10 protein-coding genes are annotated in these 17118 nt (G+C 52.0%); all 10 read right to left on the bottom strand.

All coding sequences use genetic code 11. From position 1 onward, the window contains the following. On the bottom strand, nt 1-1379 hold a 1379-nt coding region (locus ACETWG_06325; protein ID MFB0516202.1), incomplete at its 3' end, for a hypothetical protein. A gap of 19 nt (nt 1380-1398) precedes the next feature. After that, on the bottom strand, nt 1399-2943 hold the full coding sequence (locus ACETWG_06320; GenBank protein ID MFB0516201.1) for a hypothetical protein: 1545 nt from the start codon (nt 2941-2943) through the stop codon (nt 1399-1401). A 94-nt stretch (nt 2944-3037) separates the two neighbouring features. After that, nucleotides 3038-4276 (bottom strand): hypothetical protein, encoded by a 1239-nt coding sequence (locus ACETWG_06315; GenBank protein ID MFB0516200.1) that lies wholly within the window; start codon nt 4274-4276, stop codon nt 3038-3040. A 113-nt stretch (nt 4277-4389) separates the two neighbouring features. Then, nucleotides 4390-6462 (bottom strand): glycoside hydrolase family 36 protein, encoded by a 2073-nt coding sequence (locus tag ACETWG_06310; GenBank protein ID MFB0516199.1) that lies wholly within the window; start codon nt 6460-6462, stop codon nt 4390-4392. A gap of 105 nt (nt 6463-6567) precedes the next feature. Beyond that, nucleotides 6568-7593, bottom strand: a complete 1026-nt coding sequence (locus ACETWG_06305; protein MFB0516198.1) for a LamG-like jellyroll fold domain-containing protein — start codon at nt 7591-7593, stop codon at nt 6568-6570. Between the two features lie 214 nt (nt 7594-7807). Further along, on the bottom strand, nt 7808-9163 hold the full coding sequence (locus tag ACETWG_06300; protein ID MFB0516197.1) for an Ig-like domain-containing protein: 1356 nt from the start codon (nt 9161-9163) through the stop codon (nt 7808-7810). Nucleotides 9164-9244: 81 nt separating this feature from the next. Continuing rightward, complete coding sequence (locus tag ACETWG_06295) at nt 9245-10237, bottom strand: PorV/PorQ family protein (protein ID MFB0516196.1); 993 nt, start codon at nt 10235-10237, stop codon at nt 9245-9247. 101 nt (nt 10238-10338) lie between these two features. Further along, complete coding sequence (locus ACETWG_06290; GenBank protein ID MFB0516195.1) at nt 10339-12429, bottom strand: hypothetical protein; 2091 nt, start codon at nt 12427-12429, stop codon at nt 10339-10341. A gap of 73 nt (nt 12430-12502) precedes the next feature. Beyond that, nucleotides 12503-15145: a carboxypeptidase regulatory-like domain-containing protein gene (locus ACETWG_06285; protein ID MFB0516194.1), complete on the bottom strand. Its 2643-nt coding sequence runs from the start codon at nt 15143-15145 to the stop codon at nt 12503-12505. Between the two features lie 550 nt (nt 15146-15695). Next, the coding region (locus tag ACETWG_06280; GenBank protein MFB0516193.1) for a glycoside hydrolase family 36 protein at nt 15696-17118 on the bottom strand (1423 nt) is incomplete at its 5' end.

The raw sequence follows: 17118 nt of genomic DNA, 5'->3' as shown, positions 1-17118 counted from the left end.
ACCTCAGGTAGGATCAGAACCTGCCCCTTAAAATCGCCGAGGGTCCGGGGGGTGACGATTTGGAATTCGGTATGGGTCTGAAGCAATTGGTACATGACTCCCTTGTAGGCGGTCACGAAATCCTCCGGGAAGTAGTTCCGGGTGACCGGAGAGAAGTAGACTCCTATAGGATCAACGGGTTCGCGCGGCAGGTAGAAGGTTTTCTCATGTTCACCAATCCACTTGAAGATCTCCGTCCGGGCGGTGAAATCGTTGGACCCCGACATGACGTGTCCCCGGGCGTCCCAGACATTGGCACCAGCCATAATCTGCGCAAGAAACAGGTTCTCCATGGCCTGCCGGGGCTCGATCTGCTCTTCGCCATCCCACGAATAACTGAGCATCCACGAGGCTTTGCCCTGGGCAAATGACCGGAAAGTGAACATGCCAGTCATGTATTCGAACCAGTGGATCGGGCTCCGGCTGGCGGCCGTATAGCCCCCCTCGCTGTATTCGTGGGCGATGACATCTACGACGTCGTACAGCTCGTATACATCGGTACCCACCCGCACTGCCGACTCCCCAAGGCCGGGATAGATCTCGGCGATGGTCATGCACTTGGGATTCACTGCCTTTACGTTTCTATCCACCTCAGCCATGAAATCGGTCAGACTCTGGATGCGGAAATTGATCCATTGGATGAAAGTGGGATCGCTCGTGTCCCCCAGGCGGATGTCGGTCCTGGCATCCAGCCCAGTTTGTTCCTTGAAGGCGATTACTGTATAGTCATCGAAGCTGGCCCAGCTGTCTTCCCAGCTCTCAAAGTGGGTCATCCAGTAGGGGATGTCTACATAAATCCCATCGATGCCCGTCGCTGCGAGCTGCCTGATGCGCTGCATGTAGATTTCGCGCCATTCTTGCGCGTAAGGGCTGATCCACACATCCTCCTCCCCCGCTGCGATCCAGAAGGCACTCCCCCCGCCGAAGACCGCCGGTTCGCCCGTGACCTTTCGCTGTACCCAATCAGGATGATCCTTAAAAAAGGTGTGTGGCTTCTGGTCAGCGTCAGAGGTAATGGTTTCCAGCCCCTCCGTGTAAATAAAGGCATAATTGCCTACCTCATGGGCCGCTGCGGCTGCCACCTTGATCGCTTCCAATTTAGCCGTCGGATCGAGAAAACTCTCATAATAGCCCGTGAGACTGTTATCAACCTCGATACCGAAGACATGGGTTTCCGTGGCGCTCTTTATAATGTCATCCACCGCGTCCAGGTTCAGCCCATGACCACCGATGCGGACATAATGGGTCCAGTTTTGCTCAACGGTCGGCTCCGGTTCACAGCCTGCCAAAAGCATCAGCAGGATACCTGGAGCAATGGTTCTCCAGCTCAATGTTTTCATCTTTAGGGATTCTCTCTAGTTAGTCTGCCAGCCGCCTGGTTGGCCGCAGAGTCAGAGATCCATCTTCATTGATCCCCTGGTAGCACGCCCAGTGAATGGGGCGGCGAATTCCCTTCACCCCGATTTCCCCACGCACCTTTAAACCCTTCCAGTCCGTGCCCTTGGGCAGGACAAATTGAGCCTGGCGCACTTTTCCCGGCAAGGGATAGCCGGCATCCAGGCAGCCGCCTACACTCACTTTCCCGTCGTCGCTGGCGACGGTGATCCGCAGGACTCCGGGCACACCGGCAATGCCGTCATTGACAAAGCCTATAATCAGACCGGGATACCCCTCCTTCATATAATGCCACACCCAAGAAGGCCTCACCCGGTAGCCCACGGAACGGCCTAGATCATCGATGGCGGCGGGGTACTGGCGATAATAGTTCAGAATCCGCCGGGCGGAAATACGGTGCCAGTTCCACAGGGACCAGTAATTGGCGCCCACGTCTTTCACGTGGGCGATGACGTTATCGGTGTAGCTGATGCCTTCATCGAGGTGGAGATTCCCGGGCTCCCCATCAGACATCCCCACCTCAACGGCGGCGCCGATCCATGGCGGGCGGTTGCTCAGAGCTTCCACCTGTATGTTCTCGATGAAGATGGTATCGGTGCGCAGCCAGTTGTGGGTTCGCACCGTCCGGTCCAGGAGCTCCGAATTCCCCACTCTGCTGAAATCGGGTTGGGTGTTGGTGGTCAGGGGAGTCTTGGTCCAGGTCTGGGCCTGCTCCTCGAACATAGCCACGAAGGTCCGTTCCGCAGTCAGGTAATCGGGAAAGGGATTGCTATCGAATGGCCAGGTGTGCCCCTCACCCCAGAATCCGTACATATACGTATCCATGTACTCCACCAGCGGATGACCATTGTAGGCCTCGGCCAGTAACCGATTCAGCTCCTTGAATGCGGCCTGGAAGTCGGGATGATCGTAGCGGGGCTCATAATGGGTCTTACCTGACAGACCGATGGCTTTGGTCTTTCCCAATTTCACCATGGGGACTTTTTCAGCCACAAAATCAGGCATAGCCGAACCGGGGATGTCGGGGTTACTCAGCATGATCCTGAAGCCGACTGCTTTGTTACACTTTCGGGCCATCTCGAAGGTCAGTCGCCAATGCTCGCACAGGTCCAGGCGTCCCGGTCGGCGCTGAACGTCCTTCCAATTCAGGCGAAGATAGAGCTTCTGCCCCAGGGGAATCTTCGCCAGTTCTTCTATGGCCTGTGCCAGGGGTCCTTCCTCGGATTTAGGTGGTCCGACTTCATCGCAGATATAGGTTACCAGCCCCATGCCATAGTTGGGGACTACTTCCTTGGTAGGGGTGGTGGCCATCACCACCTCCCAGCCAGGCACGGCTTCATCGGGGAAGGGGCCTTGGTTCAGGCGGTCGGTTACTGACGGACCGGAACCGAAGTCATAGCCATCCCAGTTGTGCGGCTCCACATAGGCTCTAGCAGGCCGAATACCCAGACCGGCCAGCACAGTAGCGGCACCCCCCACCTTGAGAAAGTCACTGCGGCTGATGTTCATCAACCCTCCCTCCCGGTCAGTTCGTGGGAACAAACGCTTCTGAAGACCATCACGTCGTAACACCATATGGAGTACGGTAGGACAGAATAAGGACCTATTTCTTCTTGATCGCTTTCGCCGCTTGCTGGGCTAGCTCCTTGGCTTTCACCGCCGCGGTGGCCACGAATATTTTTCGTGAAGAGTGGGGGACAAATCCCCGGCCGTCACTGTTTTCGGCCAGCAGGAGCTGATACTGCGCTTTTTCCAATAACTGCCTAGATTCGGTAACATCCATTCCCAATTTTTCTGCCAGATCGATTACGTAAGAGGCATTGGTAATCTCGGCTCTAGCCTGGTTTTCCAGCACATTCAGACGCTCTCTCCCTTCGCCGCGTAACCACCAGTCAAAGTTGGCATGACCCGAGATATTTTCAGCATAGATCATCTCCTCAGGTGGATGCCTTTTGATATACTCACCCATAGTCATGAATCGGGCGTAGGGCAGGTTCTCGATCATGGTGATTTTTGCGTCCATGCGCTCGATTTCCGCTAGGTGCTGTAGCCGATCACCCCAGATGCTGCCGGGATTGTCGTCGATTGAATGGAAGTAGAGGCATTCGGCATCATCTTTAAACGCCACCAGGAATTCATCAATGTTCTGTTCTTTGAGCGCGAGATATAGCGAATCCAATCTTCGCTTCAATTCCTCGGTGCTGCCCTGGTCCATACTATGGGTGCACAACACCACCTTGGCCTTGGTCTGGTTGATACCCTCTACATAGGCTGTGGGTGGATAAACCAGTTCATTGGTGTAAGCGGGAACAATCTCCTTATAGATCGATACCCACTCAATTCCTACCTCGTCCATGATTTGAGGCAGACAGACATCCCAGGATACTTCCGGTAGAAAGAGTCCTGCGGGTCGTATACCCCAGACCTTCTGGTCACATTCCAGGCCGGCCTTCAGTTGCCGCACAACATCGTCATACGGGATCAGTGAAAGGACCGGATGGGTAAAGGTATAGGTACTGATATGATACTTGCCCTTTTTCAGCCCCTTTTTGATTCTTTGCACGACTTCAGGGTAGTGCTCCTGCAGGTAATTACTGGTATATCCGGTGAAGAAGAAATCCGCTTTCCACTTCTTATGCTTATCGAACAGGTCCAGTAGTGGGATATGCCCCTGCTCAACCATGACGGGCGTACTGTCTACCGGGCACTCGGCAAAGTTCAGATTGAAATTGAAATTGTACGTGAAATAGATGACCGGATCGGAAGCCCACCCGGAGTGAGCGAAGCCGAGTAAGAAGATGAGTAACCAATATGGCTGTGCCAATTTCCTTTTTTCCATCATGATATTTTCCCTCCTTTTAGTTAGTCCCCTATGGTAAGGACACTAGCGGCGATATCCCGCTACTTCATCGACCTGCATTCCCATTTCACACAGGTTTTCATGACCATATTCTTCTACTGAGGGGTGACCTCCAGCAGGAGAGAAGCGTGAAACTCAACCTCCAGCTTCCCTACCGCACCGGTCACCGGGCCCAGGTCATTCTCATTCACATAGTCGTAAACCTGGTAAGTCTTGTCTTCCAGCCCGCGCAGTTCGACCTCACCGGCATATTGATCGGCATAGAAAGCGTAGTACATCCGGCCATCCTTGCTGATGGCGTGGGCTTCAGGCCGGTCATACCCGATATCATAAAGATCGCCCCGGTAAGTCCCCAGGGGCAGCATTTTGTCCTTATAGATCCTGATCCACCTGGCCCACTTGGCCTCCTTCTCCGGTGTCAGACTGATGTCGCCGCTTTCCCTAGAAACATGCACGCCGACAGGCCAGGTGAACTTGGTGCCGATCACCCCGCCGATTCCCACCGTGGCGGCGAAATCCTCCTTGCCGTCGCTGAGCTCCACGTGGTCACCGTAGAAGACCACCTTGGAGCCGGAGAGGGCTTTGATGGTCTTCCCTTTTTGCCGGATCATCCAGGAACTGACCGGGTCCGAAGCCACTGCCTGGTTCATATACGGCAGAAGGTAGAAGGAGTAGTTGGTCCCACAGGGGCAAATCTCAATCACCGCTTCCGGATTGATAGACAGGGCGGTCTCGTAGATCATCTTGTGGAAGGCCGGCAGCATTTCAACCGATTCCTCAGGATAGGCATGGTTATGGGCCGGATTGTAGCAGGGCGGCACACTGTTGAGGTGGTTGCCGTCAATCTTCAGCCCCTCCCAACCCCAGGTCTTGAGCATAGTGATCACCTGCTGTCGGGCGAGCTCCCAAACCGGAGGGTAGGCCGGACAGAGAAAATAGGACTTCCAGAACTCGATGTTCCGGGGGGTGCCGTCTTCATTGAGCAGCAGGTAATCGGGATGGTCCTTGAGCAGTTGGGTGCGGGGCTCGGCGGATAGGGGCATCCACCACAACTTGGCCTTCGCGCCGGCGGCATGGATGTCCGCCACTAATTTGCGCATGCTGGCATCACCCTCCGGGAACATGACTTTGTCGAGCACGAAATCGCCCTCAATCTTCTCCCAGCCGTAATCCAATACCGCCCAGTCCAGGCCCAGATCCTTCACCTTGGGCAGGGTGTTACGAAACTGCTCCATGGTGAAGCCTCGCTCGTAGCCCCAGGCACACCAGATGGTCCCGTAAGCGTCCGGTGGGGGCTCCTTGAACTTGATCCCCTGGTGCACCATGAATCGGCCGTAGTCGGTCAGGATTCGGAAATGGTCTCCGCGGTGGACTGCAACGAAAGTCCGGAAGGTAGTCAGGCTCTCACCGGGTTTGAGGGTAACTGACTGCTGTAAAGTGATTTCCACCGTAGCCTGCCGGGCACGCGGCATGGCTACCGGCAGCGAGACCAGTTTCGGCACCAGCTCCAGATGCCCCACGGCCAGGCCCACATCCGGCCGCCACACGTCTATCACCGGGGTTCCACCACCGTAGTCCTCGTGGTTCATCCCCATGTAATTTTCCTGGCGGAAACCCTTCGTCAGTGGCTTGACCCAATCGTTGCCCCAACCGTAGGAACCCCCCTGGTAAGACCAGAAAGGAGGATTCGCCCTACTGCCACCGGTGGAGAAGCCATAATGATGATTGGTCCAGCTATCTATGGCAAGCTCGGTGTCTCCCGGATTGGTATAGGTCACTTGGAGGACCAACATGGTTGGAAAATCGTCGTAGCTGGTAATGGTGATCTCTTTGTTTAAAGACGGGGAGGACCCTTTGATGTGATATACCCTCAGCTTGCCGATCTCATCCTCACCTTCTGTGGCTGTGTGGTCTGCAAGCTGGAAATCCTTGTGGGCCCTACCGCCCACGGTGATGAATTCCGATGGTGTCATGTCACCCAGCACAAGAGGTTCCTCACCAAGCCTGGAAACAATCCGGCTGTGCAGCTGATCGTCGAATTCAAGGCTGATCATGCCCCCGTCCACCTGTAGAGCCACCGGCCTCTGTCGTGTGCAGGTCGTGGCTATCATTATAGCCGCGATAGTGATTACCAGTGATTGAAATACCTTCTGTGAAGCCCACGACATAGCCGTTTCCCCCTTCCCTTTATTTAGGATTGATCAATCGCCATTTATCCTTAATCGTAATCCTGGCTGCTGTCTTGGTAATTGATTTTAACGTACCATCTCCTATTACTTCATCAATACCATTCGCCTGACTTCATTTTCATGACCGGCCTGTATACGATAGAAATAGAAGCCACTCGCTAAATCAGCGGCATCAAAAGGAAACGCATAACTGCCCGCGTTCATCTTCTGGTCCACCAAGGTCGCTACCTTCCGTCCGAGAATGCTATAAACATCAAGGGATACATGCTCGTTACGTAATAGGTCAAACGCTATGATTGTTTCCGGATTAAATGGATTGGGGTAATTTTGTTTTAAGCGGAATATTTTGGGGCCGGGGACGACGGCAGCTTCGCGAACAGCTATACTAGACTCCATAATCTCTTCAACCCTGGTGCCTATTCGCATATCATCAATACGCCCGGTAAACTTGCGATAGCCTTCCTGGCCCCAGGCACCGATATATAGGCGATTGGCATTGGTGACCAAATCCGCATTGAAGAAGCAAGTATCAGTAGGCGCAACCCCAGGCTCCTTCCATAGATACACAACACTGTCACTGTAGTCATAAAATGCGGCTACGAAATTCCACTGTTCGATTTGGACAGTGAACGAGGATACAACTTTCATCGAAGTACCACTGGCGTCGGCTACGTTAAAGTTGAGATATGCGCCTGCCAGGCGCAGGGCATAGTTGTTAGTCTTATAGGGCGTAGCCTCGTGATCGCCCTTCACTACGAGATACTGGGTGGTGGGTTCTACCGTTTCGGGATAGATCCAGGCCGCGAGGGCAATGTCCCCATTGCCAAAATCCAGATCGTAGCTATCCGGAACGTAGAAATGATCGTATTGCCCAGTGTCTTCCAAGGCCAGGTAATAACTCCCTTCCTGCAAAGGATCATCGCTTCCGTATAAGGCATTGCCTGATAAACTCCCGTTGTTGTCAACCTGGTCCCAATCGGCGGTGTCATTACCGTTCATCTCGAACTGCCAGCGACCGCCCTTGCTTTGAGCGAATAAGGTGCCGGATAGCGGAGCAGATACCATGGCCGCGATCATTTGAGTTACCATGAACAAAAAACGGATTTTCATTCTATGCTTCTTGATTACGGATCAAAGTCAATTTGCTAGTTTCCATACGATTCAATTAGCATGGTCAGTATAGGGAGAAACAGAAGGGGAAGGAATGGTTTTCGTCCCTTTCTAGAGCGGACGGCAGGTGTGTAACAAGCAAACGACCGTCACCTCACAGAATGAAAGTGACGGCCACAATTTCTACAACATCCGGGGGGGGAGAATTTCGTATCTATGGCTTCTGCGTAACGATATGCCACCAACTTCCTGATTCAATAAAGCCGATGCGAGTGAGAGTCTCAGTATCAAAGAGGGCGATCATTTCTTCATCTGGAGCAACGGCATAAATCACCTCTCCAGTGGGATCAACGGCAATCCCCTCCAGACCAGTATCGTCAGGTTCATCGCCTACCGTTCCATAGGTCACCACTTCATCAGTCGTCATGTCAATCTTATAGATGATGCCCATCCAGCGCAAACCTACGTAGAGATAGTTACCGTAGGTCGTCATTTTCTTCGCATCACCCCACTCATCGGGTAAATCGATGGTTCCCAATGTGGCCATATCGGATGTGGCGCTTACGATGACGATCGATGGCTCCATCCCCCAGGTATTGCCCAGATAGAGTTTGGAATCATCAGCACTGATTCCAAAATCCTGAATATGCTGCACCTCATCAACCACTTTCTCATACTCCACCGCGTAGGTGGTCGTGTTGATTCTTAGCACAGACTTCGACAGACGGGTAGAGACATAAACTTTCGAGCCGTCGCTGTTGAACTGAATGCAATAGAGGAATCCCCCATCGGGGCAATAGCTGTTCAAGGGGAGCACCTGGGTGATCGTGTTGTTCTCCGTTTCAATGATGACCAGATGGTTGGTGCCCCGACACAGAATCCAGGCCTCACTGTCGTCCGGCTTGATCCCTACAATCCAGGGTTCCTCTATGGTATCTTCAAGCGCAATGGTGGCACTGATACTGAAGCTGGCTGCATCTACTGCCATCACGGCGTTACCCCAACGATCGGCTACATAAAGATCGCTTCCGTCGGAGCTCAAAGCTATCCCCTGGGCACCTTCGAAACCCTCCAATGTCTCGACTTCGAAATCCATTATGCGGCCAATCGTGGTCTGGTCGCCATAGTTAGGGCCGGCGGACAGATACATGGGGCTCGCCCCGTAGTTGCCTTCGGTGGTGAAATGAGTGGCATAATCCTCATATAAGGAGTTGCCATAGACATCCCGGGCGCCAGGTCCCTTCCAATTCTGCTCATCGTCAAAAGCGCCTTCAATCGCCACGTCATATCGGGAAAGCTGGCTCAGGTTTGAGGAGGGGGTAAAGACTACTGTGGTATCTCCACTCAAGCTCCAACTCCCAGCCACCTCGTTGCCGTCGGCATCCGCTACCGAAGAATTGCTCCTGATTGATTCTAAGTCCATGGCTGCGTCAAAGGTTATAGAGATAGTGGCTCCAGGAGGTACCATCAGTTCCCACTCCTCTGGACTAACGGATACCACTTCAGGTCGGGCAGTCGGCGTAGGAGCCTCTGGCCATTCTTTAGTACAACTTATAATTGCCAGTACCATAAAAAAGAGGCAATTAAGGCCGAACCATTTTATCCGTTTTCTATTCATGTTATTCTCCTGTAAAAACGATATCTTTCCAAATTAGAATATGATTTGAATGGAATATCGCTGTGTATTGCCCAGGCGCCCCGCTCCGGCGTAGGCATAATCGATACCTAGATTATATCCAGCCAATTTTATATTTAGTCCACCGCCGGCAGTTAAGTCTTCCTCATCATAATTGCCTTTATAGCCTGTCCGGAGAAATACCTGTTGGCCACCAAATAAGGTCAGCGCATATTCGGCGCCGACATTGTAACGCTGTTCGAAATCCCTGGAGTCGTTAACAGCGAAAGCCGTGGTTAGACGAGAGCTCCCGGTCCTGAATATATCAGTTGCCAGTCCGAATCGAAAAATAAGGGGTAAGTCCCAATCCTGGGTTGTAAGGGAAGCATCGGCATATTTATTTGTCGGCAGATCAGGGGCCAAATCGTGATCAACAAGCATATCTGGTCCACTAAGAAGCATCCTGCTGCCAAGGTTTGAGAGCGATATTCCGATTCGCATCTCATGGAGGAAATTGGTAATAAACAGACTCCCAATATCAACTGCAAAGGAACTGGCCGTTTCACGAGACAGACGCTCGCCTATATATTTCACGGTCATTCCAGCGAAAAATCTATCGGTCAGCTGGCGGGCATAGGAGGCTCCAATGGCGATATCAGATGCACTTACGACTCTTCCGGTACCTTCAGGTTGCTGTAATGTCGTCTCGTCGATATCACCCGAAGTAAAACTATACACGCTAGCCCCAAAAGTGCCCACATTCCCTACCGGTAGCGCTAGGCCGAGGTAATGAAGATCAGTATCCGCTATCCAAGAGTTGCTCTGTAAAAGAAACTCGACTTGCTTGATACTACCCAGTCCTCCCGGGTTCCAGTATAGAGAACTGGCATCATTAGCCATGGCCACAAAGGCATCCCCTAGAGCCGCTGCTCGGCTGCCAACTCCGATTTTCAGGAAATTGGCCGTAGAGGTCCCTACTTGTGAGGTTTCTTGCCCATAGGCCAGAGTGCTGACGACTAAGGCCCACATCCAAACAAAGTTTAGAATCCTAAATTTCCTGATCATCATCTTACTCCTTAAATAGAAACATGAGACATCTGTATTCTATATTCAAACGAAATGAATCCCCATCATTTGATGATGAGGAATTTGTCGACTTTCTCAGCTTTGGGATTCTCAGATTCAATGTGATAGAAATAGAGCCCTGGGGCCACCTCCTGATCGGCGGATGATCTCAAGTTCCACGCCTCCACACTGGTCCCATTGGTGTGTTCGAGTGTCTGGACCAGCTCGGCGGCACTGTTGTAGATGCGAATCGTGCACTTGGCAGGAAGGTGGGTGAAGTGAAGCTCCCGCACAAACAGCTTGGTTTCCCACTCGTTGGCGGCCAGGTAAGGGTTGGGCACCACTTTGACACTATCCAGAGACTGGGTGGCGACGGCAGCCATCGGGGTCACTTCAACGGTATTATCATTGGCAATAGAAGGAGCGGAGTTCGGCGAATTCTCTACCGGTGGGGGTGCTAGTTCTCCGGTATTGTAAGCCGCCACATAATACCGATATGTAAGCCCGTTAATCACGTCTGTGTCTGTGAAAGTGTACAGACCTGCTGCGGTGGTATCTGGCATCCCGGAATCGTCACCAAAGTCCAACCAGGTGGCATCCGGGTGACTGGAGGGGCCTACAATGCCATCCACTTTATCAAATTGAGCCAGGGGGACGTATCCAACCACCGTACCGGTGGGGTCAGTCACTACCCGGTCGCCCCAGGTAGCACCGCCATCTTTACTTCTATAAATCCGGTAGCCCTCAAAATCACTTGCCGACTCACTTTCTTGGCCCCACGTAAGCGTGACACTCCGGTCGCCCGCTACCGCCTGCACAATGGCTTCCGGCGGCGGTTCGGCTATTTTCCACCCAGAGTTGTACAGGGTGATGGCCCGGTCCGCGTTTTTCCGGAGATCCAATAGATTATCGCCGATGACCGTACAAACGATCAGGGTATCGGTCTCGCCGGGAGCCAGGGTCACCGGCCCGGAGTTCATGAAAAACATCCCCGCGTCACTCCATTCCGGAGTGTAGCCGTAATCGTATTCTACTCCATCCCGTTCGTGAGTATCATCAATCCCATCACCATCGGTGTCATACGGGCTGCCTTCGTTAAGGATGTTCCTGCTGTAAAAGTCATCCATGATGTTGCCACTGTCATCACCGCCAGGATCAACGGCCCAGCTAACGGTGGTGACACCCATCTCGTCGCCCTCGTTACTCTTGGGTGTTTTCAGGAATATTATTCCCGCGTAGGCTGTGGGCTCGACGGGAAATCCGGCCGGTGTCTCATGGTAACCGGTGGGATTCCAGGCGTAACCCATCTGTCGTCTGGCGTCAAAGGCTTCACACTCAGGGTTGCTCCAATCTTGATTCCACACAAAATTGTAGTCGCCCCACATTCCAAAATAGCAGTCCGTAATGGGTTTAGTGCCAATATTGGTGATGTAGTGAGCCCAAAAAATATAATCCTCGTATAACTTGCCTTTAAAAGCGACACCCCGGAACACGACTTGGGTCTTAAGCCAGCGTTCGGGCGGAATTTCGGCGATATGATTGACCGAGTACGCTACACTGAAGCTCTCCTGATGCCCGATGCATTCCCCATTGGGTCCAAAACCAGGCCACCCTGTTGCATCCAGCAGCACGGCTTCGCCGGTATGGGGGTATTCAGCCGGCCAGCCGTATCTTCCATCAGCATTTATTGGGTCGGGCCAGCTGTCAGGATCATCGCTCATGGCAGCGCGCTGGGCTTGACCGACGAAATCATAAATTCCCGTAAGGGGCACATCATTGGGGTAGGGACCGGGGCCATAAGGATCCCAGTGGTAATCATCCCAGTTGTCCTTATATTCGTCCAGGCTCATATCAAAGTACCACTTTCCATCCGGATTTTCGCCGCCACCATCTTCACTATATCCGCCGACATAGAATCCGACGGCCATGCCATATTCAGCGCCACTGCCGATGGGGTACTCAAAAGCGGGATGGTGGCCGGCTCCATACCACAATTGTCCCTCGGCGATTGCTCCATAGTTCCCAAAAGTGGTCGCAATCCTGTTCACGTCGAAAACGTTCCAGCGCTTTGAGGCTAATTGCCCTTGTGAGATTGCGGGAAGTATTAAAAGTAGGCCTATTAACGATTGGATTACCCCTGTGAATTTGACCTTCATAATCCTTGGCTCCTTATATTCCATCTAGGCTAACGGAAACTGATTGAGAATGTGACGTCATTCCTTAATGCGGTTAAAAATCAACACTTAACCCCAGCCTCACCTGCCTTCCCGGGCCGTAGTTGCTGGGATCATCATAAATATTGAGATTCCGCGCATTACGCTCTATTCCCAGAGGGAGGTCCGGTTTACCGCTAGAGGCATAGACGCTGTAAATATTGCTGTAGTCCAGCAGGTTGAGAACTCTAAGAAAAACAGACTCTTCGAATCCGAGGAGATGGAGGCTCTTGCTGGCTCTCACGTCCAGGGTGCCTAGCCAGGGCATTCTTTCGGTATTGGGCTCCACGCGGATCGAATAGGGCAGTCCCGACTGGAAATTGCCGTACAATCCTACGGTCCAATTCCCCGGTTCTCCAATGAGTAGATCGAAAGAAAAGGTGTGGGGACGGTCCCAATTAGCAATGAAGGTTCGATAGGTTGGGTTGGCCACCTGGATTTGCGTCCATGGCGTTGAGCTCGTGATCAAGGCTTTGGCAAAGGTGTAATTGGCGCGTAATGAGAAATAATTGCTGAATCTCTTGTTGAGAACGATTTCTACCCCCTTTGAATTCCCGTAGTCATAATTGTCACTGTATTTAATACCAGCGCCCGCAGCAGCCTCGGTCACAAATCTTTCGCCCACCAGATTGGACATCTCTCGGTAGAACGCCGTGATATCTATTGAGACGTCTTCGGTGACTTTGGTTTGTACTCCCGCTTCGTAGGCAACGGTCATTTCAGGTTCCATGTCTCCATTGGCTAGGCGAAAGTCATACATTTCCGTCATGGGGTAATAGAGTTCACCCTCTTCATAGTCATAATCCTCGTTATCATAATAATAATCTTCCTTGTTCGTGAGTTCTCTCTGACCCTGGTATACTAAGGTATAGGATGGAAACTGGTAAAAATGCCCATAGGCGAAGTGAAAGGCACCGATATCCGATATAGGATACGAGACCCCGAATCGTGGGGAGACCGTTTTCTTCGGTGTAGCCTGCTTCGTTTCCATACCGGCAAGATCGCTGATGTCTACCCAGTAAGGTGCGTCGGCGTCCCACATATCAAATCGCACGCCGGCATTTAAAATCATCCCGATTTTTGAGAACTCCATTTTATCCTGCAGGAAAGCCGCAACCTCAGTGGGCTGTCGATCATAGTTAATGTAGAACATTCCCACCTCATTGGGATTCCGGCTGTCCCTGTGCAAGGCCAGTTTGCGATAGTTGACCCCGGTTTTCAAGAGGTGAACTTTGGTTACCTGGCTGGTTAGAGCAAACCTGAGCCCGGAGATTTCCGAGTCATCGTGGTGCCAGGTCCAATCCTCGCCCGATACACTCCAATTGCCCGTGGGATCGCTCTCCTCTAAGACGACCATATAGTCGTCCCAACTATCATAAACACCCAGAAAACGGCTTTTCCGCTGGTGAGAAACGCCCAGATCGTAAAAAGTGCGAGCACCCAACGTATGGGTCATACTGAGATTTAGCATCAGATCTGTGGAATAGTGATAGGGACTGCCTTCGGGATTATACTTCATCCAGTGATCGTAAAAGGCCTCTTTGGAGTCACTATAGGCAGCAAATGTGCTGATCTTGATCTTGGGTGAAACACGCCACGTGAGTTTGACTAATCCATTTAACAATTCTTTTTTATCCATCGAGATTTCCTTCGGGGTCCCCCCGTTTGGAATCCCTAACGTGTCCACTTCCTCGCCACGCGAATCGACCCAGTTAGGATAGATGTAACCGTAGAGATAACCATCGGTGGCTCGCGTTTGAGCGTTGATAAAAAAGGTTACTTTATTGCCCGTCAATGGTATGGGGCCACTGAGGCTGATCTCAGCCTGCGAAGTGCCTTGATCCCAATCGGCGACACCAAGTTGATCAGAATAGGATGAAAAATGACCCTGATACTTTTCGGTTCCTTCCCTCGTTATAACATTAATAACCCCGGACATTGCGTTGCCATACTCAGCATTAAAGGTGCCGGCCAAGGTGCTCATTTCAGTGACGCTGCTCGCTGATGTATTCTGAGCATAGTCGGAGCCACCCCACAGGGGGTCATTGACTGTCATCCCATCAACCGCGAACAAGGTCTCATTCTCACGGCCACCTCTAAGATGAAGTTCATCGCTGGGTACACTTGAAAAACGGTATCCACCCGTTCCGAGCTGACTTAAACCCAGAAGAACTCCTCGCTGCTGTCTAATCTGATCTTGTAGATTTTCTGCCGGCCCCAATTCGATGTCGTCACCCGAGATCTCGGTTATACTGGCCGTAAGGTCCGGGCGAATGATTGGTCTTTCTGCTACAGCAGTGACTTCCTCTCCCGGGATAACGGTGATCCTCAGACGGAAATTGATATTAGTAGTACGATCCACGTTGACTATCACATTCGTCCTTGTTTCAGGGGCGTAGCCAATCATGGTCACTCGTACTGAATAAGTTCCTGGGGGCACGTTTATGACAAAGAAATCCCCGGTCACATCAGTTGCCGCTCCCAAGGTCGTACCGACGATAACCACATTGGCACCGGGGAGTGCCTCTCCGGTTTCGATATCTCTCACTGAACCGGAAATTTTACCGGTAGTACCACCGAACGCAGGTGAGCACAAGGTGGTGACAACCAAGAGAGCAAGCAAAGGTGAGACAACCCATTTGAACTCTTTAATAGTCATCTTTTCTCCTTTTTCCCTCATTTAATAAGGGACTCCTAACTGTAATGGGGATTACTTCTGATAACATGCAACATTGACCTGTATCTGACACCTTAGCCAGACTGGATTTTTCAGTCTTGATTCCACCGTTCTGGGAATCAAGATAAGTAGTTTCCGAATGAAATTTTAAATAAGCACGATAGGCAGGTTGGTCGTATGATTTTCCGCAGGTAATGATGGTCCTCCTCATGCAAAAATTCAATATTCAGTAAGTAGCCAAGCCTCACATTGGCACTAACCGATTCATTATTGTGGGCTTTAAGCCCTTTTGTTTCTAAACGTCTTTGTTACCCACCTTTAGCTTTCGATGTCTTTTCGATAATATATAATTGATCTACATTTTTAGAACACTTATAAGGTATGATACTTTCAATTCCTTATCAAGTGATTTTTTCAGCTAATATTATCCGCTCTACCGGCGCAGTTATTCTGCGCCCCGTCTTAATGCGTCGTTCTACCCTTGATAAAGGCGATTTTCGGTTCCGCTCCTTAACAATTACATGTCGGCGCTTCATTCCGGCGTGGCCTCCATGAGCAGATAGGCTTCAAACGCTACCTTGAGCCGCCCCGATGGGCCTTTGATCCGGCCCAGCTCCTGACCATTGACGTAGTCGTAGACGCGGTAGCTCCGTCCCTCCAGACCTCGCAGCTCCACTTCGCCGTCCCAGGTGCTGGCGTAAAATGCGTAGTACATATTGTTGCCCTTGAGAATAGCATGGGCTTCGGGACGGTCGAAACCGAGATCATACAGCTCTCCCCGATAGGTTCCCTGCGAGAGCATCTTCTCCCGGTAGATACGTCCCCATTTATCCCATTCTTCCACCCTCACCGGGGTAAGGTCGTGCTCAGAATCGGCCTTGGCCCCAACCGGCCAGGTGAACTTGGTGCCAATGACCCCACCGATGCCTACAGTTGACGCGAAGTCGGTGCCGCCGTCGCTGAGTTCCACATGGTCGCCGTAATAGGCCACATCATTGCCCGACAGGGCTCTGAGGGTTTTGCCTTTGAGTCTGATTTGCCACGAACTGAGCGGATCCGAAGATACAGCCTGGTTCATGTATGGGAGCATAAAGAAGTTATAGGCCGTTCCACAGGGACAGATTTCTACAACTGCTTCCGGTTTGATGCTGAGTGCGGTCTCATAAATCAGCTTGAAGAAATCGGGTAGTTGCTCAACGGACTCCTCAGGGTAGGCATGGTTATGAGCCGGATTATAGCAGGGTGGCACACCGTTGAGATGTTGTCCATCGATCTTTAAACCGTCATAGCCCCATGTTTTGATCATCTTAATCACCAGCTCTTTGGTGTAGTCCAGCACTTCTGGAAAGGCAGGACAGAGGTAGTAGGAGTCCCACCAACTGATGTCCTGGGTGGATCCGTCTTCATTGAGGAGGAGATAGTCGGGATGCTTCTCGATGAGATTGGTGCCGGGATCCACGGCCAGGGGGGCCCACCACAGCTTGGCTCTTAATCCTTCCGCGTGGATTCTGTCGACTAACTTGATCATGTCAGCATCGCCGTTGGGGAACTTGGTGTCTACCAGATACCAATCGCCCTCGGCCGTTTGCCAGCCATCATCCAACACTGCCCATTTGTAGCCTAGCTGCTTGACCATGGGCAGAGTGCCGTAGATCTGGTCCATGGTGAAATCCCGTCGGTAACCCCAGGCGCACCAGATGGGTTCGAATGCGGTTTCCGGGGCCCTGCGGAATTTAACCCCCTGCCGGATCATGAACCGCCGATACTCGGACAGGGGCTGGAAATGATCACCACGGTGAACCATCACAAAGGTGCGGAGGGTGGTCAGGCTCTCGCCCGGAGGCAGGGTGGTCGGCTTGTTATAAGAGACCGCTACGGTAGCTTCCCGACGGTCTGGCATGGCTACTGGCAGCGATATCAACTTGGGGACCAGCTCCAGGTGTCCCACTGCTAAT

It is taken from the genome of Candidatus Neomarinimicrobiota bacterium (assembly GCA_041862535.1).
Lineage (GTDB): Bacteria > Fidelibacterota > Marinisomatia > SCGC-AAA003-L08 > TS1B11.
The sequence above is the reverse complement of the archived record's forward strand: the minus strand, read 5'-3'. Positions and strand labels throughout refer to the sequence as shown.